Here is a 22,284-nt window from a genome sequence, read left to right as displayed (position 1 = left end):
GATGAGAGTATTGATTGCATCCCTGTTGTTGCTGCTGGGTCTGGGCGTGCAAGCCCCGGCCATGGCCGCCATCGATGTCTACACCTTCGACAACGACAATCAGGAGCAGGTATTTCGCGAGCTGACCAAGGAGCTGCGCTGTCCCAAGTGCCAGAACCAGGACATCGCCGACTCCAACGCCGGGCTGGCCAAGGATCTGCGTGACAAGACCTACCAGATGGTGCGCGAGGGCAAGGACAAGGAGGAGATCGTGGACTACATGGTGGCCCGCTATGGCAACTTCATCCTCTACAACCCGCCGTTGATGGCCTCCACCCTGATCCTCTGGCTTGGCCCCCTGCTGGTCATCGTCATCGGCCTTGCCGTGGTGGTGATGCGCAGCCGCCGTCCCCCCGTGGCCGACAAGCAAGTGGATAATCACCTGAGCGAAGAGGAGCAGCGCCGCCTGGCCAAGCTGCTCAAAGAGGAAGAGAAACAATGACCGCCTTTTGGATAGTAATCGCGGCTCTGCTGGTGCTGACGAGTCTGGCGCTGGTACTGCCCCTGTGGCGCGGCGAGGGCAGGCAGAGCATCAGCCGTTCGGCCCTCAACAAGCAGCTTTATCGTCAGCGTCTGCTGGAAATTGGCGAAGAACGGGAACAGGGGGTATTGGCGGAGGAGCCGGACTCGCTGGTCGAACTGCAGCGCAGCCTGCTGGACGACATTCCCGATGTGGAGCAGACCGCCCGGGCTGGCAAGAGTCTGATCTGGATCCCCGGTGTGCTGGTGCTCCTTATCGTGAGCCTGGGACTTTACTACAAGCTGGGCGCCTGGCAGGAGGTAGCCCGCTGGCAGGATGCCAGCAGCCGCATCGGTGAGCTCAGCAATCGCATTCTGGTGGAGCGCAATGCCGAGGTGACCGAACAGGATCTGCTGGACTTCACCCTGGCCCTGCGCACCCGCTTGAAAGACGAGCCGAACGATTACCGCGGCTGGCTGCTGCTGGGTCGCCTGTCACTGGATGGCAACGATCCCGAGATGGCCCGTGAGGCGCTGGCCCATGCCTATGATCTGGCACCCCAGAAAGCCATGGTGGCGGTACCTTACGCTCAGGCCCTGATGATGACCGGGGACGAAGCCCAGGCTGATAGTCTGCTGAAGGCGGCTATTGCCGAGGAGCCGGGCAATATCGAGGCGCACTCCGTCTATGCCTTCATGGCGCTGCAAAAAGAGGATTTCCAGACCGCGCTGGCACGCTGGCAGGCCATGTTGCCGCTGATGGAAAAAGGGACGCCTCGCTATGTGATGGTGGAGCGCTCCATGGAATACGCCAGGGCGCAGCTCAAGGCGCGTGGTATCGCGGCGGCGCCAGTAGCCGAATCTGCCGGGCAGGCGCAGGCTTCCCAGAGCCAGGTGAAGGAGGGAGAGTTCCCCCTGCACATCACCCTGGCCGAGGGCATTCAGTTGCCGCCTGATGCCCATCTGTTCGTGTTTGCGGTAGTGCCCAACGGGCCGCCCATGCCCATCGCGGTGAAGCGTATCGCCGGCCCCTCTCTGCCTCTTACCCTCTCCCTCGGGGACGGGGATGCCATGATGGAGGGGAGCAAGCTGGAAGCCTATCCCGAGCTGCAATTCAAGGCGCGCCTCTCCCGTGGCGGCAACGTCATGAACAAGGAAGGGGCCTTTGAAGGGAGCTCTGCTCCGGTCAAAACGGCGACTATCCCATCAGCGCCGATTGACATCCGTATCGATCACGCCCTCTAATATACCTCTCTACCCGGCTCCCATCATGGGAGCCGGGTTGCCTATAATTCTGATTAATCAAAATAAAAATCTAGGACTTCCATATGTATCTGCGTTCAGGGGCCGTGCTGGCAGCCCTCTTGATAACAGGTTGCGCCGGCGGGCCGCCCAAGCCTGGCCCCGAGAGCCTGGATCTCAATCCCGGCATGAATGTGCCGGGGGCAACCAGTACGGCGGCCGATCCCCGCGACCCTTTCCAGGGGGCCAACCGGGCGATGTGGGCGGTCAACTACGACGTGCTTGAGCCTTATGTTGCCCGTCCCGTGGTGCATGCCTACGCCAACTATGTACCCGAGCCGGTCAAGGTTGGCATCGAAAACTTCGTGGAAAACTTCAACGAGCCGAGCAGCATGGTCAACCACCTGCTCTCGGGCGATCTGAAGGGGGCGGGCACCAACCTGGGACGCTTTACCCTCAACACCACAGTGGGTCTGTTGGGTATCTTCGATGTGGCCAAACACGCCGGGCTTGAGCGTGACAAGCTGGAGCTCTCCACCGTGTTTGGGCGCATGAACATTGGCGAAGGGGCCTATGTCATGGTGCCCGTCTATGGCCCCACCACCACCCGCGAGATAGTGGGGGATACCATAGACGTGCTCTACTTCCCCTACGCACTGCTCACCTTCCCGCTCAAGGTGGCCCACTGGGCGCTGGATGGGCTGGGTTCCCGTGCCAAGTTGATCGATCAGGAGCGGATCATCGACAATGCACTCGACCCTTACGCCCTGACCAAGGACTTCTATCTGCAATACAACGAAAACAAGGTCACGGGCAACCAAGGGGCTCCCAAGCAGAATGAAGCCAGTGGCGATGATGCCAATCTGGACGAGTATCTGGATGAAATAGATCAGTAACTGTACATACTTGAACACATGTACAAAAGAGGGCGCCTCCAAGCGCCCTCTGTGTTTTCATCGCTGGATGTCAGACATAAAAAAACGCCCTGCAATGCAGGGCGTTTTGGCAAGAGCGGCTATCAGGCAGCCAGATTCTTGGCCACGAATTCCCAGTTGACCAGGGCCCAGAAGGTTTCCATGTACTTCGGACGCAGGTTGCGGAAATCGATGTAGTAGGCGTGCTCCCACAGGTCGACGGTCAGCAGCGGGGTAGTACCGGCTTCGGTCAGCGGGCAACCGGCGTTGGAGGTGTTGACGATGGCCAGGGAGCCGTCAGCCTTCTTGACCAGCCAAGTCCAGCTGGAACCGAAGTTGCCGATGGCAGACTTGGTGAAGGCATCTTTGAACTCGGCGAAAGAGCCAAAGGATTTGGTAATGGCGTCGGCCAGGGCGCCAGTGGGCTCGCCACCGCCGTTCGGGGAGAGGCAGTGCCAGTAGAAGGTGTGGTTCCAGATCTGGGCTGCGTTATTGAAGATACCACCGCTGGAGGTCTTGATGATCTCTTCCAGAGACTTGCCTTCAAACTCGGTACCCGGCACCAGGTTGTTCAGGTTGACCACGTAGGTATTGTGGTGCTTGCCGTGGTGGTATTCCAGAGTTTCCTGGGAGATGTGCGGTTCCAGAGCATTGATTGCATAGGGCAGAGCGGGAAGTTCGAATGCCATTTTCTACTCTCCATTGGCTGGACCGTGCGAAAGCGACGGTTGCAAGACATTGCGTGCTCTTTTCTTATTTGAAAAGAGATGTTTATAAAATGATGAGGCAGGATAGCCCAAAGCCAAGGGATTGTAGCAGCATCAAAGATGGGCTAACAACTCCTGATTGGCGCCATGATCGCGATCAATGCAGGTGCAATTCTCTGTGCAATTCATATGCACATTTCCCTTTGTGAGTTTGTGCTCAGGCCAGATTGCAGTAGAATGGCCGCCGAAATCGCTCTAGTGAGGCATCTATGGAAACTATTGAAAAGATTAAGCAGCAGCTGGCTGACAACCCCATCATCATCTACATGAAAGGGTCTCCCAAGCTGCCCAGCTGTGGCTTCTCTGCCCAGGCCTCCCAGGCGCTGATGTCCTGTGGCGAGCCGTTTGCTTATGTCGATATCCTGCAAAACCCGGATATCCGTGCCGAATTGCCGAAATTCGCCAACTGGCCGACCTTCCCCCAGCTGTGGGTCGAAGGCGAGCTGATCGGCGGCTGCGACATCATGATCGAGATGTTCCAGGCCGGCGAGCTGCAGACCCTGATCAAGGAAACTGCCGCCAAGTACAAGAAAGATGACGCGGCCGCCGAATAAGGCTGCTTCAGTATCATGAAAAAGGGGAGCCAATGGCTCCCCTTTTTATTGTGGCGGTGCTATCAGGCGATCCGCTCGATACGCGCCATATAGAAGCCATCGAAACCAGTGGCGGCAGGGCTCACGGTGTGATCGTCACGCAGCCGGAAATTTTCGTTGGTGGCGAGGAACTTGTCCACCTGCTGGCGGTTCTCCTGGGGCAGGATGGAGCAGGTGGCATAGACCAGCAGACCGCCGACCTTCACCATCTGGCTGTAACGCTGCAGGATCTCTTCTTGCAGGGCCACCAGCACCGGCAGACGCTCGGCGGTGTCGCGCCACTTGGCATCCGGATTGCGCTTGAGTACGCCAAGACCGGAGCAGGGCACGTCGAGCAGGACGCGATCCGCGCTCTCTTTGAGGCGCTTGACTGTCTTGCTGCTGGTGATGACCCGGGTCTCCACGTTGTGAGCCCCGGCGCGGCGGGCGCGCTGCTTGAGGTTCTCCAGCTTCCACTCTTCCACATCCATCGCCAGCAGTCGGCCCTTGCCGTTCATCATGGCGGCCAGATGCAGGGTCTTGCCACCGGCACCGGCGCAGGCGTCGATGACGCGCATGCCCGGAGTGACCTCCAGGGCGGCAGCCACCAGCTGGGAGCCGGCATCCTGCTGCTCGAACCAGCCATCGGCGAAGGCGTTGGTGCGGAACAGGGCGGCATCCGAGGTGACCTGCAGGGCGCTCTCGACCCCTTCTACCGGGACTGTGGTGACATGTTCTTTCGCCAGTGCGGCCTGCAGCTCATCCTTGTTGCACTTGAGGGTGTTGACCCGCAGGTAGCGCTTGGGCATGGCGGTAAGGGCGGCACGCTCGGCAGGCCAAGCTTCGCCCAGTTGCTCGCTGCCGAGTTTTTCCAGCCAGCCAGGGCAACCATCCATCAACACCGGATTCTTCTTGGCCTCGGCCAGACGACGGCGAAACGCCTCTTCGTTGAAGCGATCCAGAGTCGGATGGTTGGGTTGGGCAATCTTGTGGAAGGCGTGCCAGCTGTGCAGCAGCGGCCAGACGTTCTTGGCGGCCTGACGGACCTGAATGCCGGTCAGGGCGCAGTAGAGACTGAGACGACGCAGCAGGTCGCCGGTGACCAGGGCAATCCTTGCCTGTTCTTGCGGTTTGAGATCGATGCCGGAGAAGTGACGGGCATAGGCGCGATCGAGGGTCAGGCCCTGCGCCAGTACATCGTCAACGATGGCAACGACCAGATCCCCGAAACGGGGCAACAGTGGGGATTTGAGCATGAGATTAACCTTGGCCAGATAAGGATGAACCGCCTTCTCGCGAGCGCGGTTCTAAAACGGATAAATCCGCGCAATGATAGGGGTTAGATCAAGTTGGTGCAACTCTCCCCGTTTGGGAAATATACTGGTCGCCAAACTGGTTCAATTGGGCCAGTGACAAAATAAACTAGATTTCAGTTCAGGCAGATGCATTTAAAAGGATTACAAAAGATGCAGTTGATAAGACATTCCTCCCTGGCGCTAATCGTCGCTACCCTGATGACGTCGACCAACCTGGTGGCCAAAGAATGGGACACGGTGGCGGCACGCGCCACCGCAGCAGATGGCTATGAAGTAAGGGCCAACCAGTTCCGGGTGGTCAAGGTTTCTCTTGATTACATTAGTGGGCTGGTTGCCGGGGAGCGCCAGCTGAAGTTGCCGTTGCCCGACGGGGGAGAGGTGACGTTCGTTCTGCAAGCCTACGATCTGTTGCCTGCGGACCTGGCGGCCAAATATCCCGATATCCAGACCTTCAAGGGACACAATCCTGCAGCGCCGCAAGAGACGGGGCGGTTTGACCTCGGTCCGCAAGGTTTCCATGCCATGTTCAGCCATCAGGGCAAGACGGTGTTTGTCGATCCGTTGCGCAATGCAGAAGGCTACGCCGTCTATTACCAGCAGGATGCCTATAGCCGCCTGGATGAAGAGGCAGACAAGGTGATTGGCGGGGAAGCCAGGAGCCTGGTGCGCAAGGTGCAAGTTGAGGGCAACGTGCGCAAGCATTACACCATCGCCATCTCGGCGGCGGGAGAGTATACCCAATACCACGGCGGTACGGTTGCGTCGGGTCTGGCTGCCATCGCGACCCTGCTCAACCGGGTGAACGAGGTGTATCAGCGTGACGTGGGGGCCGAATTTCAGCTCGCCAGTGGCAACGACACCATCATCTATACCGATCCGGCTAGCGATCCCTTTACCAATACCGATACTGATGTTGATATCAACGGTACGGTACAGACCAATGCGCAGAACTTGCCCAGCGGAGCCTTGGGACCATTCGACATCGGCCATATAGTCAATACAGGTGGCGGTGGATTGGCTGGTCTGGGTGTGCTCTGTACTGCAACCAAATCGGACGGCATGACCGGCTCACCCAACCCGGTGGGGGATGCCTTCTTTATCGACTATGTGGCACACGAGATCGGCCACCAGTTTGGCGCCGAACATACCTTCAACGGCACCACCGGCAGCTGTGGTGGCGGGAACCGGGCCGCCAGCCAGGCGTGGGAGCCCGGTAGCGGCAGCTCCATCATGGCCTATGCCGGGATCTGCGGGGAAGAGAATATTCAGGCTCACAGCGATCCCTACTTCCACAGCAAATCCATCGAACAGATGCGCGCGCACATGGCCACTGTGCCTGGTTGTGGCACCACGTTGAATCTCACCAACAATGCGCCGCAGGCAGTGGCCGGCGCCGACTACATCATTCCGGCCAATACACCGTTCATGCTCAAAGGCGCCGGTGCCGATCTGGACAATAACCCTCTCACTTACACCTGGGAGCAGATCGATCTGGGGAACGCGTCCAGTAGTGCGAGCGAAATGATCGACGACGGTACTCGTCCGCTGTTCAGGTTTGTTTCGCCGACCAGCTTGCCGGAGCGGATCCTGCCCAGTCTGGCATCCCTGTTTTCGGGGACTCTGGCCAAGGGCGAAGCCTGGCCAACCACCAACCGGGATCTCAACTTCCGGCTCACAGTGCGTGACGGGCAGGGCGGAGTCGCCAGTGACGACATGAAGGTACAGGTCGTCAACACGGGCACGGCTTTTCGCATCATCAGTCCGATAGGAACCCCGGTCACCGCGGGGGGCGTGCAAACGGTCAGATGGGAGGTGGCCGGTACGGATCAAGCCCCCATCAGCTGCCGCAAGGTGGATCTGCAACTGACCCGTGATGAGGGGGCCAGCTGGGTGAGTCTGGCCAGCGCTCAGCCCAATACGGGCTCGGCCAATGTCACATTGCCGGCCGGTGCCAGTGGCACAGCCCGTTTGAAGGTGGCCTGCAGTGACAACATCTTCTTTGCCATCAGTCCGTTCCGCTTATCCGTGGTACAAGGCGGTGAAAGCTCGGGTGGTAGCAGCGGTGGTGGCGGTGGTGCGCTCGGTTTCTGGACATTGGCGCTGGCCCTGCTGGGCTGGCAGCGGAGGCGCAGATGAGGATCAGCGGCTTGCTGTTATTAACCCTGCTTGGCGGATGTCAGGCCGATGCCGATACGCTGGAGCAGGCGATCAGTGCCAGTCTGGCCAAGCAGGATTATCGGCTGATAGTGCGGGCTGGGCGCGGTGAGGTGGCACCCGGCATTGCGGCCAGTGAGCAGGAGGCGGCCAAGGCGCGCTGTGGCGTGCGTTATCTGGATGGTCTGGGTGATGTTATCAAGCCAGAGCAGAAAGAGGTCCACGCCAAGCTGAGCGCCTATGCGGCCGAGTATAACCGGCGCATGCTGGTCCATTGTCCGCAAGTTCCGGCCGGTCACCAGCAATGACTGGTGGCTGTTGGTTTGTAAAAGGGAGGCTTGTGCCTCCCTTTTGTTTTCCCTGGGGCTAATTGACCTCTCCGAGACTTGTACCCATGGCGTGCTCGTCGCACAATGCCGCATGCATCGCCGCGTTCTGGCGGAAAGTACAGAAGGAAAATCAAGATGATGGATGTGGCTGATCTGCGCCGCGAATATACCCGGGGCGGATTGCACCGGGCCGATCTGCCGGCCGAACCACTGGCGTTGTTCGAGAAGTGGCTGGCTCAGGCCTGCGAGGCCAGATTGACGGATCCGACCGCCATGGTGGTGGCTACCGTGGATGCCGATGGCCAGCCCTGGCAGCGTACCGTACTGCTCAAGCACTACGACGCCCAGGGGATGGTGTTCTACACCAACATGGGCAGTCGCAAGGCACATCAGCTGGAGGGTAATCCCCGCATCAGCCTGCTCTTCCCCTGGCATCCCCTGGACAGGCAGGTGCACGTGACTGGCCGGGTGGAGAAGCTTGGCACCCTCGAGGTAATGAAGTATTTCCACAGCCGTCCCAAGGACAGCCAGATAGCCGCCTGGGTCTCCAAGCAGTCGACCCGCATCTCGGCACGCGGCGTGCTGGAAGCCAAGTTTCTCGAGCTCAAGCAAAAATTTGCCGGCGGTGAAGTGCCCCTGCCGAGTTTCTGGGGCGGCTACCGGGTGGTGATCGACACGGTCGAATTCTGGCAGGGGGGCGAGCATCGCCTGCACGATCGTTTCTACTACACCCGTGAGGGGGATGGCTGGCACATCGAGCGTCTGGCCCCCTGATTATTCAACCTGGTTTCAACCCCCGTTTCACAAGGAGTGTGTATGCGTCTGTATGGTGATTTGCGATCCGGCAACTGTTACAAGGCATGGCTGCTGGCCCGCTGGCTCGAGTTGCCCCTGACCTGGGTCAATGTGGATATTCAGGCGGGGGATACCCGAATTCCCGAGTTTCTGGCGCTCAATCCCAACGGCAAGATCCCGGTGCTGGCCATCGGTGAGGGGGACGCACTGGCCGAGTCCAATGCCATTCTCTTTTATCTGGCGCAGGGCTCCGCGCTCTGGCCATCGGATCCTCGCCAGCAGGCGGAAGTGCTCAAGTGGATGTTCTTCGAGCAGTACAGTCACGAGCCCTATATCGCGGTCGCCCGTTTCATCGTCCACTATCTGGGCCGACCGGAATCCCAGGAGGCGCGACTCGATGGCCTCAAGGCTGGCGGTGAGAAGGCACTGGCGGTGATGGAGCAGCAGCTTAAACAAAGCCCCTATCTGTGCGGCGAGGCGCCGACCATCGCCGATATCGCTCTCTACGCCTACACCCATGTGGCGGAGGAGGGGATTTTCTCCCTGCAGGGGTGGCCGGCCATTCGCGCCTGGATCGACCGTATCGAGTCACTCCCCCGCCATCTGAGCCTGCCGGCTGCCTGTCAGGCAGAGTAAGGCGAGTCTGACAAAACCATCGGGCGCACCCAGGGTACGCCCGGCATTTCTATCTCATCCCTTTGTGTGGAAGAGCCTGGCCACGGGTCGATCCGCGTTCACTTTCTCTCCCTCGTCAGAGGTATGCCAATCGTTTTCCTGAGTGCACACTCCCATTTCTGGATAAAGGCGCTCAGGCCGCTCGCCACTTGTGTGGAATAATGGCCGCTCCGCTGTACGAGGAGTAACGCTGTATGTTGAGAACCGAGCGCCCTGGCGACATGTTGCCGGTCTATGAGCTGGTGAGCGCCGCCTTTGGCCGTTGCGATGAGGCCGAGCTGGTCAACCGTCTGCGCGAATGCGGCGCCGCCGTGGTGACCATGGTCGAGGAGGAGGAGTACGAGTTCATGGGGCACCTGATGCTGAGCCCGATCACCATTGCGGGTGAGGAAGGTCCCTGGCTCGGGCTGGCTCCGGTGGCGGTACATCCCGACTGGCAGGGGCAGGGCATAGGTTCGGATCTGATCCGCGAAGGACTGGATACGGCGCTGGAGATGGACTGGAAGGCGGTGGTGGTGCTCGGTGACCCGGCCTATTACAGCCGCTTCGGGTTTCGTCCGGCCAGCGAGTTCGGCCTGCACTGCATCTACGAAGTGCCCGCCGACTGCTTCATGGCGATGGAGCTGCAACCGGGGGGCCTTGCGGGCGTTGCCGGGGAAGTGCTCTACCACCCCCTGTTTGATGAACTGCCTGATGACGTGGCGGAAAAACACCAGGAAGCGTGTGAATAGCAAAAAGCCCTCAATGAGGGCTTTTTTCATCTGCATTGATGGGGATCAGGCCATGATGTCGAGCAGGTTGCCCCGCTTGTCGCCTTGGCCGACCATCTCTCCCATCTGCTGGCCGAGGGGGCTCTGCCTGAACTGCAGGTAGTCGCCGAGCTGCTGTTGCTGCTGGTGGCGCTCTTCCATCCGGTAGATATCGGCGGCCGTCGGGGCGCTCTGCCCGTCGCTCTCCTGGCCGCTGGCTTGCAGATAATGATCCACCGCGGCTTTGTCCTGCTGCTGCTCGGTATAGGAGACGGCCAGAGTGCGGCGGGTAGTCTCCTTCTCCTCCTGCTTTGCCACATACTCATCTTTCTTGTCCAGTGCCTTGTCGCGGCCCTGGCTGATCTGCTCCGGGGTCAGCTTGGGATAGGCGTTGTCATAACCGGGCAACGGCATGGGACGAGTGCTGATCTGCATGGGATACCCTCTCTTCTAAACCTGTCTGCTTGAGCAATGACCGCATGATACGGGCTTTCACTTGTGCAAAAAAGCATCATCAGGTGCGCCGTCAAGAGTGGGTTCAGCTTCGAAAGTCGGTTGTGGAGCAGGCAAGAAGTGAAAAGAGCCGCTGGGTCGGCCTGGTTGGCAGCAGATGATGTGAAGTCGGTGACCACAGAGATAAAAAAGGCGCCCGAAGGCGCCTTTTGTCACAGCGAGAGGATCAGTTGAAGAACCAGTAACCGCGGTTGACCAGACGGGTCAGCAGCTGCAGGAAGCCGGCCTGATCGGCAAGTTCCACCATGTCGGCCTGGGTGACCATGTCCTTGTCGCACAAGAGCGAGATGGCCGCCGCATCCTCGCTCGGCAGGCTCCAGGCTTCGCCGTCGATGTAGCAGGTCTGGCTCTCGCCGCTGAACCAGACAGAGCGCAGCCCCGGCACCTTGATGGCGGGCTCGCCCTGGGTCAGCAGATCGGCCACCTCGTCGGCGCTGTAGTCCGGCTCCACCGGATTGACGTCCAGATCGTGCTTGGCCTCGGAGATCATGGTACCGAACCACTCCTTGAACAGGGTCTCGTCATCGAGGGCCTGTTGCATCAGCTCGCGCAGACGGTGCAGCTCAAAGGGCTGGATTTCGCCGTGGCGGGCGCGGGGCTTGAGGTCAGGATCACCGTAGCGCTCGGTACGCAGGTCGTTGTCGATCAGGTGATCGGCGAAGGAGGAGATAAGCGCCTTGGCGTCCGGTGCACGGAAGCCCACCGAGAAGTTCAGGGAGGGCTCAATGGCGTAGCCCTCGTGGGGGAATCCGGGCGGAATGTAGAGGATATCGCCCGGCTCCATGATGACGTCGATGATCGCCTCGAACGGCTCGCAGTGCAGCAGGGCGGCATGGGCGGCGAACTCATTGCGCGGTGTGGCATCGCCAACCCGCCAGTGGCGTTTGCCCTGACCCTGGGTGATGAAGACGTCGTAGTTGTCGATATGGGGGCCGACACCGCCATGGGGGGTGGAGAAGCTCACCATCACATCGTCAAAACGCCAGCCCGGGATGAACTGGAACGGCAGTGCCAGCTCGTTGACCTCGGGCGCCCAGTGGTTGCAGGCCTGCACCAGAATGGTCCAGTTCTCCTCACCCAGGTGATCGTAGGATTCGAAGGGGCCGTGGGCTGCCTCCCACTTGTTGTTGAAGCGGGTGACGAGGCGCGATTCAATCACCTCTTCCATGGCCAGACCCGCCAGCTCGTCCGGGCTGATGGGATCCTGAAAGTCGGTGAAGCCGCCCTTGATAAGGAGCGGGCGCTTCTGCCAGTAGTGCTCAAGGAAGTGAGCGATATCCAGATTGAGTTGGTACATGGTGCTTCTCGTATCTTGTGAGAGAGGGCTTGCCCAAGACGGGCTTGGGCAAGGCCACTCGGTTGAACATAACTACGTAGTTGAACATGGCTGCGTCGTTGAACAAAGTGACGCAGGTCGAAAATAACAGGGGCCCTGTGGCAGAGCATGCACAGGGCCCCTGTTCATTGGTTATCAGCTTATTTCAGCAGATCGACCAGACGCTGGGCGTCGCCGATATAGTTGGCCGGAGTGAGCTTCTTCAGCTCAACCTTGACTGCCTCGGGCAGTTCGAGGGTGTCGATAAAGGTACGCATGCCTTCGGCATCGACGCGGCGGCCACGGGTCAATTCTTTCAGCTTCTCATAGGGCTTCTCGATGCCGTAGCGGCGCATCACGGTCTGGATCGGCTCGGCCAGCACTTCCCAGTTGGCGTCCAGATCGGCAGCCATGGCGTCCGCGTTGGCTTCCAGCTTGGAGATGCCCTTCAGGGTCGCCTGATAGGCGATAAGCGAATAGCCCACCGCCACGCCCAGATTGCGCAGCACGGTCGAGTCGGTCAGATCACGCTGCCAGCGGGAGATGGGCAGTTTGCTCGCCAGGTGTTGGAACACGGCGTTGGCCAGCCCCAGGTTGCCTTCGGAGTTCTCGAAGTCAATGGGGTTGACCTTGTGCGGCATGGTGGAGGAGCCGATTTCGCCCGCGATGGTACGCTGCTTGAAGTGGCCCAGGGAGATGTAGCCCCACACATCGCGATCGAAGTCGATCAGGATGGTGTTGAAGCGCGCCATGGCGTCGAACAGCTCGGCGATGTAGTCGTGCGGCTCGATCTGGGTGGTGTAGGGGTTCCAGGTCAGGCCGAGGGAAGTGACGAACTCCTCGGAGAACTGGTGCCAGTCCACATCCGGATAGGCGCTGAGGTGGGCGTTGTAGTTGCCCACGGCGCCGTTGATCTTGCCAAGGATCTCGACTGCCATGATCTGCTTGAGCTGGCGCTCCAGACGGTAGGCAACGTTGGCCATCTCCTTGCCCATGGTGCTCGGGGTGGCCGGCTGACCGTGGGTGCGCGACAGCAGCGGCATATCGCGATACTCATGGGCCAGACGCTTGATCTCGCTGATGAGCTTCTCGCAGTAAGGCTTGATCACCTCTTCCCGGGCGGTTTTCAACATCAGGCCGTGGGAGTTGTTGTTGATGTCTTCGGAGGTGCAGGCGAAGTGGATGAACTCGCTGACGGTGGCGAGCTCAGGGTTCACTTCCACCTTCTCTTTCAGGAAGTACTCCACCGCTTTCACATCATGGTTGGTGGTGCGCTCGATCTGTTTGATGCGCGCGGCGTCGGCTTCGTTGAAGTTGCTGACAATACCGTCGAGCAGGGCACTGGCGGCCGCGCTCAGGGCAGGGACTTCCGGGATCCCGGCGTGGCTGGCCAGTTTCTGCAACCAGCGCACCTCGACTTCGACGCGAAAACGCAGCAGGCCGAATTCGGAGAAGATGGGACGCAGGGCATCGGCCTTGTCGCCATAACGACCGTCAATCGGGGAAACAGCAGTCAGCGCTGACAGCTCCATGTGGTGAACTCCTGATGTGTGTGGGGGATTCGAATCCACTCGCGCGCTTGCAGTGGTTATCAAGGCTGATGTGCGGCTGTTCACCTTGATGTCGACCTCTCTGCCCGGGCGCGAGCGATGATTAGTAACGTTTGGCCAGTTCGACCATCTTCTTGCGGGCGAAGATGATCTGGGTGCGGCTGCCGCCCAGCTGGCGCCACAGCACCACGGCGCGAATACCGGCCAGCAGCAGGGCGCGCACCTTGTGCTGCACCAGCGGCTGTTGCAGGAACAGCGGGGTGCCCGCTACCTGGATGCGCGGCCCGATGGGGCTGATAAGATCGCTGTAGATGCTCGCCATGTTGGCCAGGATCTGCTCGTCGAGCAGATCGAAATGCTGTTGCTGACGGCCAATCTGGCTGATCCGCTCGCCCAGCATATTGAGAATGTCCTTGCGCTTGGCCAGCTTGCGCTCCAGCGCAATCAGACTCACCACGTAGCGGGTCAGCTCGGCGTTCTTCTGGCTGCCGTCGGCGCCCAGCTGGTCGACCAGGGCGCGGTAGCCGTCGCGAATGGCCAGGTGATTGCCGAACACGTCCAGTGGCTGCTTGGGATCGGTAACCAGGATGCTTTGCAGGCTCTCGCGCAGGGAGGCCTCGTCGCAGGTACCGTCACGGGCCACCTTCTGTACCAGATAGGCGGCCTGGCAGATGCCGGCGAAGGCCATGGTTCTGTCTTGGAATTTGTCGCTCATAAGTTCACGGCCCTATTTCATTCGTTCACTGGCTGATACCGCAGCAGGCCATGATCCGGCCTTGGAATTTGTCGCTCACGTATGCTGCCTTCTATTTGTGCTGTTCAACCGGATGACGGGTTTCGGGGCGCTGGCGCCAGGCGCTTTGCCCCGAAACGGCAGTCTCATCCCTTAGACCGGATGGCTGAAACGTTGTTCGATAATGCCACCGCCCAGGCACACTTCCCCGTCGTAGAAGACGGCGGACTGGCCCGGGGTGACCGCTGCCTGCTTCTCGTCGAAGATCACCCGGATGGTCTCGTCGTCGATGGGCTGGATCAGGCAGGGGATATCCTGCTGGCGGTAACGGGTCTTGACGGTGCAGCGGCGCGGCTCGCGAATGGGGGTGCGATCGACCCAGTGCAGCTGGCTCGCGATGAGGCCGTCGGAGTAGAGACGGGGATGTTCGCCCTGGGCGACCACCAGCACATTGCGCTCCACCTCTTTGTCCACCACGTACCAGGCCTCTTCGGTGGCATCCTTGCGGCCACCGATGCCGAGCCCCTTGCGCTGGCCCAGGGTGTGGTACATCAGCCCCTGGTGGGTGCCGATCACCTTGCCATCCACGGTCTCGATGTCACCGGGCTGGGCAGGCAGGAACTTGGCCAGGAAGTCCTTGAACTTGCGCTCGCCGATAAAGCAGATACCGGTGGAGTCCTTCTTCTTGGCAGTAATGAGATCCAGCTGCTCGGCGATGCGGCGCACCTCCGGCTTCTCCAGATCGCCGACCGGGAACAGGCTTTGGCCCACCTGCTTTTCACTCAGGGTGTAGAGGAAGTAGCTCTGATCCTTGTTGGTGTCGAGACCGCGCAGCAGGCGCGGCCGGCCGGTGCTGTCGTCACGGCGCACATAGTGGCCAGTGGCGATGTAGGTGGCACCCAGCTCTTCGGCGGCAAACTCGAGGAACGCCTTGAACTTGATCTCCTTGTTGCACAGGATATCGGGGTTCGGCGTGCGGCCAGCCTTGTACTCTTCCAGGAAGTGCTCGAACACGTTGTCCCAGTACTCGGCGGCGAAGTTGATGGTGTGGAGTTTGATCCCCAGCTTGTCGCAGACGGCCTTGGCATCAGCCAAATCCTGGGCGGCAGAGCAGTACTCGTCCGTGTCGTCTTCTTCCCAGTTCTTCATGAACAAGCCTTCGACCTGATAGCCCTGCTGCTGGAGCAGGTAGGCCGAGACGGAAGAATCCACGCCGCCGGACATGCCGACGATCACCTTGATTTGGCTGTTGTCTGTCATTAGTCGAAGTTACCAGTTCGTTTAAACGGGGCGTATTCTACCAGAGTTTTGCGCCCCCGGTCACATCTCCATACCGCCGTTCCCATCAGGAACCGTGCAGTAGGAAATCGTTTTTCCCTCCATTGCCTCACGAGTCGGCAATCGGCGTCAAATGGCCTCAGATAAAGGCCTTGAGCGCAGAGAGGGGCAAGCGGGTGCCCGCCAGATAGTCCTGGATGCACTGCCACACCAGGGGGCTGCGCAAAGAGGATTTGCACTCGCCAAGCTCCTCTAGTGTCAACCAGTGGCAGGCCAGCACGTCGCCGTCGGGATCCTCTGGATGGTGCTGCCCCGGGGCTTTTTCAAGGTCGAACACCATTGCGATGCGCACATAGGTGGCCTCGCTGTCCGCCGGCTTGTAGAGATAGGTCCCCAGCCAGGCGGTGGGGCTGGCGATGAGCCCGGTCTCTTCCTTCAGCTCGCGGCAGGCCGCTTCAAGCAGGTTTTCCCCCGGCTCCACATGGCCGGCAGGCTGGTTGAAGCGTCGCTGACCCCTTATCTCCTCTTCTACCACCAGAAAACGGCCCTGCCAGTGCACCAGGGCGGCGACGGTGAGGCGGGTGGGCAGCGGTGGATGATCGCTCATAGGGACTCCTTGTCTCGTTGATTCATTCAGGATTGGCCGCCGCGGGCCGGTCGGCGCGCGGTGCCCCGGCCACCGCTGCGAGGCTTGTTGCCGGCAGGGGCCGGGTTTGTAGCTTGAGTTTGCCCGCCTGGTTTGCTGCCTGCGGGGCGCACTGCCCGGGGGTTATGCGGTTTGCCGGTCTGGCCGCTGCGACGGGGCGGTGGGTTAAGGGGAGCCAGCTCCGGCACCGGCAGGCTGCGGCTCTCGCCGGGTGCCAGATCATCGAGGGTCCAGTCGCCGATGGCGTAGCGGATAAGACGCAAGGTGGGGTGGCCGATATGGGCGGTCATGCGCCGTACCTGACGGTTGCGCCCCTCGATGATCTTGATCTCGAGCCAGCAGGTGGGGATCTCCTTGCGCTCGCGAATGGGCGGATTGCGTGGCCACACGTCGGGCTCATCCATGATGCGCGCCCCGGCGGGCAGGGTCATGCCGTCGTTAAGTTCCACACCGGCGCGCAGGGCCTTCAGTGCCGCTTCGCTCGGCACTCCTTCCACCTGCACCCAGTAGGTCTTGGGAGTCTTCTCCCCCGGCTGGGTGAGGCGTGCCTGCAGCTTGCCGTCATTGGTGAGCAGCAAGAGCCCCTCGCTGTCGCGGTCGAGCCGGCCTGCGGCATAGATGCCGGGCTCTTTGATGTAATCCTTGAGGGTCTCGCGGCCCGCCTCGTCGGTGAACTGACAGAGCACCATGTAGGGCTTGTTCAGCAGCAGCAGCTTGCGATCGGCCGGGGCCACCTGTGGCTTGCGAGGCGCGGAGGAGACTCGGTGCCCCTTGTCACGAGGTGGGCGCGCAGAGAGGGAGAGGCGGGAGCGGGCAGATTTCATCGGATACACACGTCAAACAAACAATGACAGCGAGTGTATCACAGGGGCTTGTCGGCGAGATGAACGGGGGCGCTTTTCAGCCGAGCAGGCTCTCGACGACGATGGCTTGGCGGGCAGGGGCTGAACTTGCTTTGAGCAGGGCGCTGGCGATGACGTCGTCCAGCATGGCGCGGGCCAGCCGGGTGAGGGGAAGCAGGGTCTCGCGCGGGCTACCGGCGGGGATCGCCAGCAGGATGAGGGTCTGCACCGGCCCTATCCGGGAGCCCCACTCGATGGGGGCCTTGCTGGCCAGTAGGGCCAGCGCGGGCCGGGTCACCCTTGCGCTCAACACATGGGGCATGGCCAGCCCCGGGCGTATGATGGTGGCGGCGATCTGTTCACGCGAGGCAATCTCGTCGGCCAGCCCGGCGCTGTCGGTGACCAGCTGCGCAGGCAGCAGATCGATAAGCTGCGAGAGGGCCTGGGCCTTGTCCAGCCCTGTCTGGCAGTGGCCAAGCTGGGCCAGGGTAAAGAAATAGTCGGGCAGGGCGCCAGCCAGGCGCTGCTCGGCCAGGGCGGCGGTTGCCGGGCGCACCAGTGGCTGGCCCAGCTCGCCGCACCAGCAGGTAAAGGCCATGTGGGCCAGCTCGGCGTCGTTCCCCTCTATCTGCAACTGGCAGAGATCCCCGGGCTGGATGGCCAGGGTGAGCAGGGAGAGCTGGTTGCTCACCGTCACGGTTTGGCGGCGGGTGAGATTGGCGCCGCGAATGCAGGATTTGAACATCCCCGCCAGCCGACTCAGTTGCTTGGCCTGGGTGACGCTCATGCCATGATGGCAGTAGAAGGTGATCTCGCGGGTCAGCATCAGGCCTGCAGCGGCAGCCCCCTGAGCACGGCCTGGGCATTGAGCAACACGGTCTCGAGGCGCACCTGATGGGTGCGACAGCCGAGAAAGCGCTCTTTTTGCTCGATCTCGATGTCCGAGGCGATCAGCACCAGTTCGGCGGCGGCGATGTCCCGGGCGGTCAACATATTCTCCATCCCCATGGCTCCCTGAGTCTCGACCTTGATCTTGAGACCAAGGGCGGTAGCGGCTTTTTGCAGGGCCTCGGCGGCCATGTAGGTGTGGGCGATGCCGGTGGGACAGGCGGTGACGGCGACGATCTTCATCAGCTCTCTGTTTTGTTGGCAAAAGGGTGCCACAAGATAGCGCCAACTCCGGACGCTTGCCAAAGGCGGGGGCTGAAAATGGGATCTGGAGTGGGACCTGACCTTGTGTCTGTACACGTAGTGTGCAGGGGCGGGGTCATTTGATGATGGCAAAGACTGATAAAAAAACGGCCCGTCAACTGGACGGGCCGGATGGACACAAGAGCGTGTATGGAGTAGGAACTTTGTCCCTTAGGCGGACTGGGTCGCCAGCTCGGCGGCTTTCAGCTCGCGCTTGAGGCGGCGGATCTTGCGCTCTTCCGCGATGGCCACGCAGGCCATCAGCACCAGACAGGCGGCTGCGGCCATGTCGAGCGCGGCGAAGGTGCCGCTCCAGCCGGTCAGGCCGAAGATGGGGGTACCGTCGGCGATCATGCCCAGACCCAGTTTGGCGAAGCTGTCACCGATGAGGTAGGCGAAGGTACCCTTGACGCCATCGGCCACACTGATCCCCTGCTTGGGTACGAAGCCCACGGCGGCCACGCCGATCAGCAGTTGCGGACCAAACACCAGGAAGCCCAGCAGGAACAGGGAGCCCAGGAACATGAACTGGGTGGTGGCGTGCTGGTAGAGCCCCAGGGTGGCGATGATGAGCGCCAGCGCCACGCAGGCCACCAGACCACGGCGACCGTTCGCCAGATCGGAGAGGTAACCCCACATCAGGGTGCCGACCAGAGCGCCCACTTCGAAGAAGGTAAAGCCCTGGATGGCCACGTCCTTGGAGAAGCCGAGCTCCTGGTGGGCATAGACGGTGGACCACTGGTCGATACCGATGCGCACCACGTAGAGGAAGATGTTGGCAAAGCAGAGCAGCCAGATCACCTTGTTCATCAGCACGTACTTGACGAAGATCTGCCACTTGGTCAGCTTCTGCTCTTCGGTGGCGACGTCCTCTTCGCTCGCCGCTTCGTCAAACAGCTCTTCCACCTTGCCAAGGCCGTAGGCTTCCGGTGAATCACTACCAAAGCGCAGGCCGATGAAGCCGACGATCAGCGCAATGATGGAGGGGAAGATGAACATGCCGAGCACGTTGCCATCGAACAGGTAGTTGGCACCAAACAGCGCCACACCGGCCGCACCGGCGCCACCCACGTTGTGGGAGAGGTTCCACATGCCCAGATAGGTGCCGCGCTTGTTGCGGGGGGTCCACTTGGTGATGGTGGAGTAGCTGCAGGAGCCGCCACAGCTCTGGAAGAAGCCGCTCAGGGCGTAGAAGAAGATCATCAGGTAGAGGCTAAAACCTGTGCCACCCATGCTGGCACTGAAGCCCAGCATGCACAGGGCGGAGAGGATCAGCATCAGCGGCAGGAACTGCTTGGTGTTCTTGCCATCGGCATAGTAGGAGAGGATGGTCTTGCCCACGCCGTAGGTGATGGAGAAGCCGAGGCCGATCATGCCAAGCTCGGTCATGGAGAGACCGTAGGTCTGGATCATGTCGTTCTGCGCAATGTTGAAGTTCTTGCGGATCAGATACATGGTCAGATAGCCGATGAATACAACCAGATAGGATTGCATAAACGGCTTGAACCAGAGTTTGCGCCGGGCTTCGACCGGCAGATCCAGGGTGGGCACCCGGACCTGTTGGAGCAGTTTCAACATCTTCGTTCATCCTCTGCGAGATAGACGCTATTTCCGCCGTGCCTCCCGCCTGTTTATTGGTCGTTGTTCAAGCGTTGGAAGAGGTCACGTCATGAAAAGGGGTGGCAAGCGAGGCGTTCGGCCGCCGCTTTGTCCATATGAACCCGGGCCTGCACGGGAGCTGCGGGGCTTTCGCCACGCGCTGTGCGGGTCACGACATCAGGTGAGCTGACTCTAGTCAGGGGGGAAATAAATGGCTTGAGAGCCATCCCTAGCAGGGGTAGGAAATTTTCCTAGTTTTGTCCGATTTCGCAATCAAGCGTGAAGAGGATCACATTGCGCCAAGGGCAATCGGAGCTGCGCGGGCCGGGATGAGTAGAGGGCGCAACCATTTTTGTTTGAGCCGTTTGTCCACTGACGCAAAGAGGCCACCCTGGGGTGGCCTCTTGTTATGACTGACGGTCACTGACGGGGGAGCGCTCAGGCCGCTTTGGCGAGCATGGCCTCGTCGCTCTTCTTCATGCGCAGTTTTTTCAGGGCAACCGCCACCACGCCGGTGACGATGGCGCCGCAGATCATGCAGAGCAGGGCCAAGAGCGGCTTGTTGATTGCACCCAGCAGGGCCACGATCGGGCCACCATGAGCGACGCTGTTGGTGATGCCAAACAGGAAGGCCATCACGGCGGCGGTCATGCTGCCCAGTACGTTGGCCGGAATGACGGCGAGCGGGTCGCGGGCGGCAAACGGGATGGCACCCTCGGAGATCCCCACCAGACCCATGGCACCGGCGGCCTTGCCCGCTTCGATTTCGGAGGCATCGAAGATGCCTAGCTTGCGACCGAGCACGGTGGCCAGCGACATGCCAAGGGGGGCGACCGGGATGGCGCAGGCCATGGCACCCATGAACTGGGTCTGGCCGGAGGCGATCATGCCCACCGAGAACAGGAAGGCTACCTTGTTGACCGGGCCACCCATGTCAAAGCCGGCCATGCCACCGAGCACAATCCCCAGCAATACCAGGCTGCCACCGCTCATGGAGAGCAGCATGGCGTTCAGACCCGTCATCATGTCGGCGATGGGGGCGCCGATGATGAAGATAAAGACGGCGGCGATAAAGAGCGATCCGACGATGGGGGCGATCAGGATCGGCACCAGCGGCTGCACCATCTTGTGGTACTGGCGGGTGGCAATCCAGCGCACCAGATAACCGACCAGGAGGCCCGCTATGATGGCGCCGATAAAACCGGTGCCGGCGTCGGCGCCGTAGAAGCTGCCGTTGTTGGCGATCCAGCCGCCGATAAAGCCAGGCGCCAGCGCCGGACGATCACCGATGGCGTAGGCGATATAGCCGGCCAGAATGGGGATCATCAGGGTAAAGGCGGCCACGCCCACGTTGAGGATCTGGTTCCACATGCTCCCTTCCGGGATCTGCATGCCGCTCGGGGTCGGGTTGCCGCCGATGGCGAGCGACAGGGCAATGAGCAAGCCCCCCGTGACTACAAACGGGATCATATGGGAGACGCCATTCATCAGATAGCGGTAGAGATCCGAACTGCCGCCGGCACTCTTCTCCTCGCTCTTGCGCTCATCCTTGTCCGCAACGAAGGCGGGGGCCTTCAGGGCCTGCTCGATCAGCCCTTTGCCATCCTTGATGGGCGCCTTGACGCCGGTTTTGATGAGCGGCTTGCCATTGAAGCGGGCCATGTCCACCTGCTTGTCGCAGGCCACCACGATGGCGCTGGCGCGGGCGATTTCGGCCGCAGTCGGGCTGTTCTTGACGCCGATGGAGCCGTTGGTCTCCACCTTTACCTCAAAGCCCAGCTCCTTGGCGGCGCGCTCCAGGGATTCTGCCGCCAGATAGGTGTGAGCGATGCCGGCCGGGCAGCCGGTGACGCCAATGATCAACCCCTTGCTGCTGGCCGTAGTGACGGCTTGCTCCTCTTTTTTCTCAAGCAGCAGCGCCAGTGCCTCGGCCGGACTCTTGGCCGCCAGCAATGCATCGATAAAGCCCTTTTCAATCAGCTTGGCGGAGAGCTCGGCCAGCACCTCGATATGGTGATTGGCGCCCCCGTCAGGGGAGGCGATCATGAAAAAGAGGTGGGAGGGCTTGCCATCCTCGGCGCCGTACTCGATGCCGGCGCGGCTGATGCCGATGGCCACCGCCGGGGTGCTCACCGCCGCGCTCTTGGCGTGGGGCAGGGCCACTCCTTCCTCGAAGCCGGTGTTACCGAGTTCCTCACGGGCCCACAAGTCCTTGATAAAGGCCTGCTGGTCGCTGACCTTGCCTTGCGCCGCCAGCAGGGCGGCCATCTCGTGGAAGACCCCCTCCTTGTGCGTCGCTTTCAAATCGAGATTGATCAGATGTTCATTGATCAGTGTGGTGATCATGGCGCTCTCCCCGCTTCCTTGATGGAGCTGTTGGTATGCCGCTCTTGTGCGGTCGGCATGCAGACAAAACTTGACCCCACCATTATCGCGCCGGGGAGTCAGTCACCCTATCGGACAAATGTGCGAATAACTGGATTTTTGTGCGGTTATGGCCTGAGTGTGACCCTGATCTCACCGCAGAGCAGCTGACAAAATGGGGCTGGATTGAATCGAAAGGACGATTTTTGTGATTAAAAATCAATATATTGTTGTTTTTATCA

At 60.7% G+C, this 22,284-nt stretch carries 22 protein-coding genes; 9 read left to right on the top strand and 13 right to left on the bottom strand.

The genetic code is table 11. The annotated features are described in order from the left end of the window. Position 1: 1 nt before the first annotated feature. From I6L37_RS19970 to I6L37_RS19960, 3 genes are all read left to right on the top strand, one after another. Complete coding sequence (locus tag I6L37_RS19970) at positions 2–481, top strand: cytochrome c-type biogenesis protein (RefSeq protein ID WP_042072145.1); 480 nt, start codon at positions 2–4, stop codon at positions 479–481. Continuing rightward, complete coding sequence (gene ccmI / locus I6L37_RS19965; protein WP_026455808.1) at positions 478–1,743, top strand: c-type cytochrome biogenesis protein CcmI; 1,266 nt, start codon at positions 478–480, stop codon at positions 1,741–1,743. Before I6L37_RS19970 ends, ccmI begins: the two co-directional genes overlap by 4 nt. Before the next feature lie 83 nt (positions 1,744–1,826). Then, positions 1,827–2,636, top strand: coding sequence for a VacJ family lipoprotein (locus I6L37_RS19960; protein WP_026455807.1), 810 nt, complete (start codon positions 1,827–1,829; stop codon positions 2,634–2,636). Between the two features lie 122 nt (positions 2,637–2,758). Here the strand turns inward: I6L37_RS19960 and sodB are convergent, their stop codons facing one another. Next, a complete protein-coding gene (gene sodB / locus I6L37_RS19955; RefSeq protein WP_026455806.1) occupies positions 2,759–3,343 on the bottom strand; it encodes a superoxide dismutase [Fe] in 585 nt (194 codons plus the stop codon). 287 nt (positions 3,344–3,630) lie between these two features. Here sodB and I6L37_RS19950 point away from each other — a divergent pair, with 287 nt between their 5' ends. After that, the gene (locus I6L37_RS19950) at positions 3,631–3,975 is read left to right on the top strand and encodes a Grx4 family monothiol glutaredoxin (RefSeq protein ID WP_026455805.1); all 345 of its coding nucleotides are present in this window, start codon (positions 3,631–3,633) and stop codon (positions 3,973–3,975) included. Positions 3,976–4,037: 62 nt separating this feature from the next. Here the strand turns inward: I6L37_RS19950 and I6L37_RS19945 are convergent, their stop codons facing one another. After that, complete coding sequence (locus tag I6L37_RS19945) at positions 4,038–5,249, bottom strand: RsmB/NOP family class I SAM-dependent RNA methyltransferase (protein WP_026455804.1); 1,212 nt, start codon at positions 5,247–5,249, stop codon at positions 4,038–4,040. Positions 5,250–5,459: 210 nt separating this feature from the next. Here I6L37_RS19945 and I6L37_RS19940 point away from each other — a divergent pair, with 210 nt between their 5' ends. The 5 genes from I6L37_RS19940 (at position 5,460) to I6L37_RS19920 (ending at position 9,993) form a co-directional block, all read left to right on the top strand. After that, the gene (locus I6L37_RS19940; protein ID WP_216992784.1) at positions 5,460–7,445 is read left to right on the top strand and encodes a reprolysin-like metallopeptidase; all 1,986 of its coding nucleotides are present in this window, start codon (positions 5,460–5,462) and stop codon (positions 7,443–7,445) included. Then, a complete protein-coding gene (locus I6L37_RS19935; RefSeq protein ID WP_042072138.1) occupies positions 7,442–7,771 on the top strand; it encodes a hypothetical protein in 330 nt (109 codons plus the stop codon). The genes I6L37_RS19940 and I6L37_RS19935 overlap by 4 nt, the downstream gene beginning before the upstream one ends. A gap of 156 nt (positions 7,772–7,927) precedes the next feature. Beyond that, positions 7,928–8,566, top strand: coding sequence for a pyridoxamine 5'-phosphate oxidase (pdxH, locus tag I6L37_RS19930; RefSeq protein ID WP_216992783.1), 639 nt, complete (start codon positions 7,928–7,930; stop codon positions 8,564–8,566). Between the two features lie 42 nt (positions 8,567–8,608). Next, a complete protein-coding gene (locus I6L37_RS19925; protein ID WP_216992782.1) occupies positions 8,609–9,223 on the top strand; it encodes a glutathione S-transferase family protein in 615 nt (204 codons plus the stop codon). Positions 9,224–9,456: 233 nt separating this feature from the next. Beyond that, positions 9,457–9,993 carry a GNAT family N-acetyltransferase gene (locus I6L37_RS19920; protein ID WP_216992781.1) on the top strand — a complete coding sequence of 179 codons (537 nt, stop codon included), beginning with the start codon at positions 9,457–9,459 and terminating at the stop codon, positions 9,991–9,993. Between the two features lie 45 nt (positions 9,994–10,038). Here I6L37_RS19920 and I6L37_RS19915 read toward each other — a convergent pair whose 3' ends face one another. From I6L37_RS19915 to I6L37_RS19865, 11 genes are all read right to left on the bottom strand, one after another. Beyond that, the gene (locus I6L37_RS19915; RefSeq protein WP_216992780.1) at positions 10,039–10,446 is read right to left on the bottom strand and encodes a hypothetical protein; all 408 of its coding nucleotides are present in this window, start codon (positions 10,444–10,446) and stop codon (positions 10,039–10,041) included. Positions 10,447–10,690: 244 nt separating this feature from the next. Beyond that, positions 10,691–11,821, bottom strand: coding sequence for a cupin domain-containing protein (locus tag I6L37_RS19910; protein ID WP_216992779.1), 1,131 nt, complete (start codon positions 11,819–11,821; stop codon positions 10,691–10,693). 179 nt (positions 11,822–12,000) lie between these two features. Next, a complete protein-coding gene (gene purB / locus I6L37_RS19905; RefSeq protein WP_216992778.1) occupies positions 12,001–13,371 on the bottom strand; it encodes an adenylosuccinate lyase in 1,371 nt (456 codons plus the stop codon). A 121-nt stretch (positions 13,372–13,492) separates the two neighbouring features. After that, positions 13,493–14,104 carry a high frequency lysogenization protein HflD gene (gene hflD / locus I6L37_RS19900; RefSeq protein WP_026455796.1) on the bottom strand — a complete coding sequence of 204 codons (612 nt, stop codon included), beginning with the start codon at positions 14,102–14,104 and terminating at the stop codon, positions 13,493–13,495. Between the two features lie 171 nt (positions 14,105–14,275). Continuing rightward, positions 14,276–15,382 (bottom strand): tRNA 2-thiouridine(34) synthase MnmA, encoded by a 1,107-nt coding sequence (mnmA, locus tag I6L37_RS19895; protein WP_026455795.1) that lies wholly within the window; start codon positions 15,380–15,382, stop codon positions 14,276–14,278. Between the two features lie 157 nt (positions 15,383–15,539). Further along, a complete protein-coding gene (locus I6L37_RS19890) occupies positions 15,540–16,007 on the bottom strand; it encodes an NUDIX hydrolase (protein ID WP_042024848.1) in 468 nt (155 codons plus the stop codon). Positions 16,008–16,033: 26 nt separating this feature from the next. Then, the gene (rluE, locus tag I6L37_RS19885) at positions 16,034–16,870 is read right to left on the bottom strand and encodes a 23S rRNA pseudouridine(2457) synthase RluE (protein ID WP_216992777.1); all 837 of its coding nucleotides are present in this window, start codon (positions 16,868–16,870) and stop codon (positions 16,034–16,036) included. Positions 16,871–16,946: 76 nt separating this feature from the next. After that, entirely contained in the window at positions 16,947–17,714 is a 768-nt protein-coding gene (locus I6L37_RS19880; protein ID WP_216992776.1) for a PTS sugar transporter subunit IIA, read from the bottom strand. Next, positions 17,714–18,019, bottom strand: coding sequence for a PTS fructose transporter subunit IIB (locus tag I6L37_RS19875; protein WP_216992775.1), 306 nt, complete (start codon positions 18,017–18,019; stop codon positions 17,714–17,716). Before I6L37_RS19875 ends, I6L37_RS19880 begins: the two co-directional genes overlap by 1 nt. Before the next feature lie 231 nt (positions 18,020–18,250). Beyond that, positions 18,251–19,657, bottom strand: a complete 1,407-nt coding sequence (gene uhpT / locus I6L37_RS19870) for a hexose-6-phosphate:phosphate antiporter (RefSeq protein WP_124238625.1) — start codon at positions 19,655–19,657, stop codon at positions 18,251–18,253. A gap of 459 nt (positions 19,658–20,116) precedes the next feature. After that, positions 20,117–22,024, bottom strand: a complete 1,908-nt coding sequence (locus I6L37_RS19865; protein WP_216992774.1) for a fructose-specific PTS transporter subunit EIIC — start codon at positions 22,022–22,024, stop codon at positions 20,117–20,119. Positions 22,025–22,284 lie beyond the last annotated feature (260 nt).

Origin of the sequence: Aeromonas sp. FDAARGOS 1407 (assembly GCF_019048725.1) — a bacterium.
Classification (GTDB): domain Bacteria; phylum Pseudomonadota; class Gammaproteobacteria; order Enterobacterales; family Aeromonadaceae; genus Aeromonas; species Aeromonas enteropelogenes.
Note: the sequence above shows the minus strand (reverse complement) of the source record. Positions and strands in the feature narration are given on the sequence as shown.

Coding starts and splice junctions, on each gene's coding strand:
- I6L37_RS19935 (WP_042072138.1), top strand. CDS start 7,442: ATGAGGATCAGCGGCTTGCTGTTATTAACCCTGCTTGGCGGATGTCAG.
- I6L37_RS19875 (WP_216992775.1), bottom strand. CDS start 18,019: ATGAAGATCGTCGCCGTCACCGCCTGTCCCACCGGCATCGCCCACACC.
- I6L37_RS19960 (WP_026455807.1), top strand. CDS start 1,827: ATGTATCTGCGTTCAGGGGCCGTGCTGGCAGCCCTCTTGATAACAGGT.
- rluE (WP_216992777.1), bottom strand. CDS start 16,870: ATGAAATCTGCCCGCTCCCGCCTCTCCCTCTCTGCGCGCCCACCTCGT.
- mnmA (WP_026455795.1), bottom strand. CDS start 15,382: ATGACAGACAACAGCCAAATCAAGGTGATCGTCGGCATGTCCGGCGGC.
- I6L37_RS19920 (WP_216992781.1), top strand. CDS start 9,457: ATGTTGAGAACCGAGCGCCCTGGCGACATGTTGCCGGTCTATGAGCTG.
- I6L37_RS19910 (WP_216992779.1), bottom strand. CDS start 11,821: ATGTACCAACTCAATCTGGATATCGCTCACTTCCTTGAGCACTACTGG.
- hflD (WP_026455796.1), bottom strand. CDS start 14,104: ATGAGCGACAAATTCCAAGACAGAACCATGGCCTTCGCCGGCATCTGC.
- sodB (WP_026455806.1), bottom strand. CDS start 3,343: ATGGCATTCGAACTTCCCGCTCTGCCCTATGCAATCAATGCTCTGGAA.
- I6L37_RS19925 (WP_216992782.1), top strand. CDS start 8,609: ATGCGTCTGTATGGTGATTTGCGATCCGGCAACTGTTACAAGGCATGG.
- I6L37_RS19945 (WP_026455804.1), bottom strand. CDS start 5,249: ATGCTCAAATCCCCACTGTTGCCCCGTTTCGGGGATCTGGTCGTTGCC.
- ccmI (WP_026455808.1), top strand. CDS start 478: ATGACCGCCTTTTGGATAGTAATCGCGGCTCTGCTGGTGCTGACGAGT.
- I6L37_RS19970 (WP_042072145.1), top strand. CDS start 2: ATGAGAGTATTGATTGCATCCCTGTTGTTGCTGCTGGGTCTGGGCGTG.
- pdxH (WP_216992783.1), top strand. CDS start 7,928: ATGATGGATGTGGCTGATCTGCGCCGCGAATATACCCGGGGCGGATTG.
- I6L37_RS19880 (WP_216992776.1), bottom strand. CDS start 17,714: ATGCTGACCCGCGAGATCACCTTCTACTGCCATCATGGCATGAGCGTC.
- I6L37_RS19865 (WP_216992774.1), bottom strand. CDS start 22,024: ATGATCACCACACTGATCAATGAACATCTGATCAATCTCGATTTGAAA.
- I6L37_RS19890 (WP_042024848.1), bottom strand. CDS start 16,007: ATGAGCGATCATCCACCGCTGCCCACCCGCCTCACCGTCGCCGCCCTG.
- I6L37_RS19950 (WP_026455805.1), top strand. CDS start 3,631: ATGGAAACTATTGAAAAGATTAAGCAGCAGCTGGCTGACAACCCCATC.
- I6L37_RS19915 (WP_216992780.1), bottom strand. CDS start 10,446: ATGCAGATCAGCACTCGTCCCATGCCGTTGCCCGGTTATGACAACGCC.
- purB (WP_216992778.1), bottom strand. CDS start 13,371: ATGGAGCTGTCAGCGCTGACTGCTGTTTCCCCGATTGACGGTCGTTAT.
- uhpT (WP_124238625.1), bottom strand. CDS start 19,657: ATGTTGAAACTGCTCCAACAGGTCCGGGTGCCCACCCTGGATCTGCCG.
- I6L37_RS19940 (WP_216992784.1), top strand. CDS start 5,460: ATGCAGTTGATAAGACATTCCTCCCTGGCGCTAATCGTCGCTACCCTG.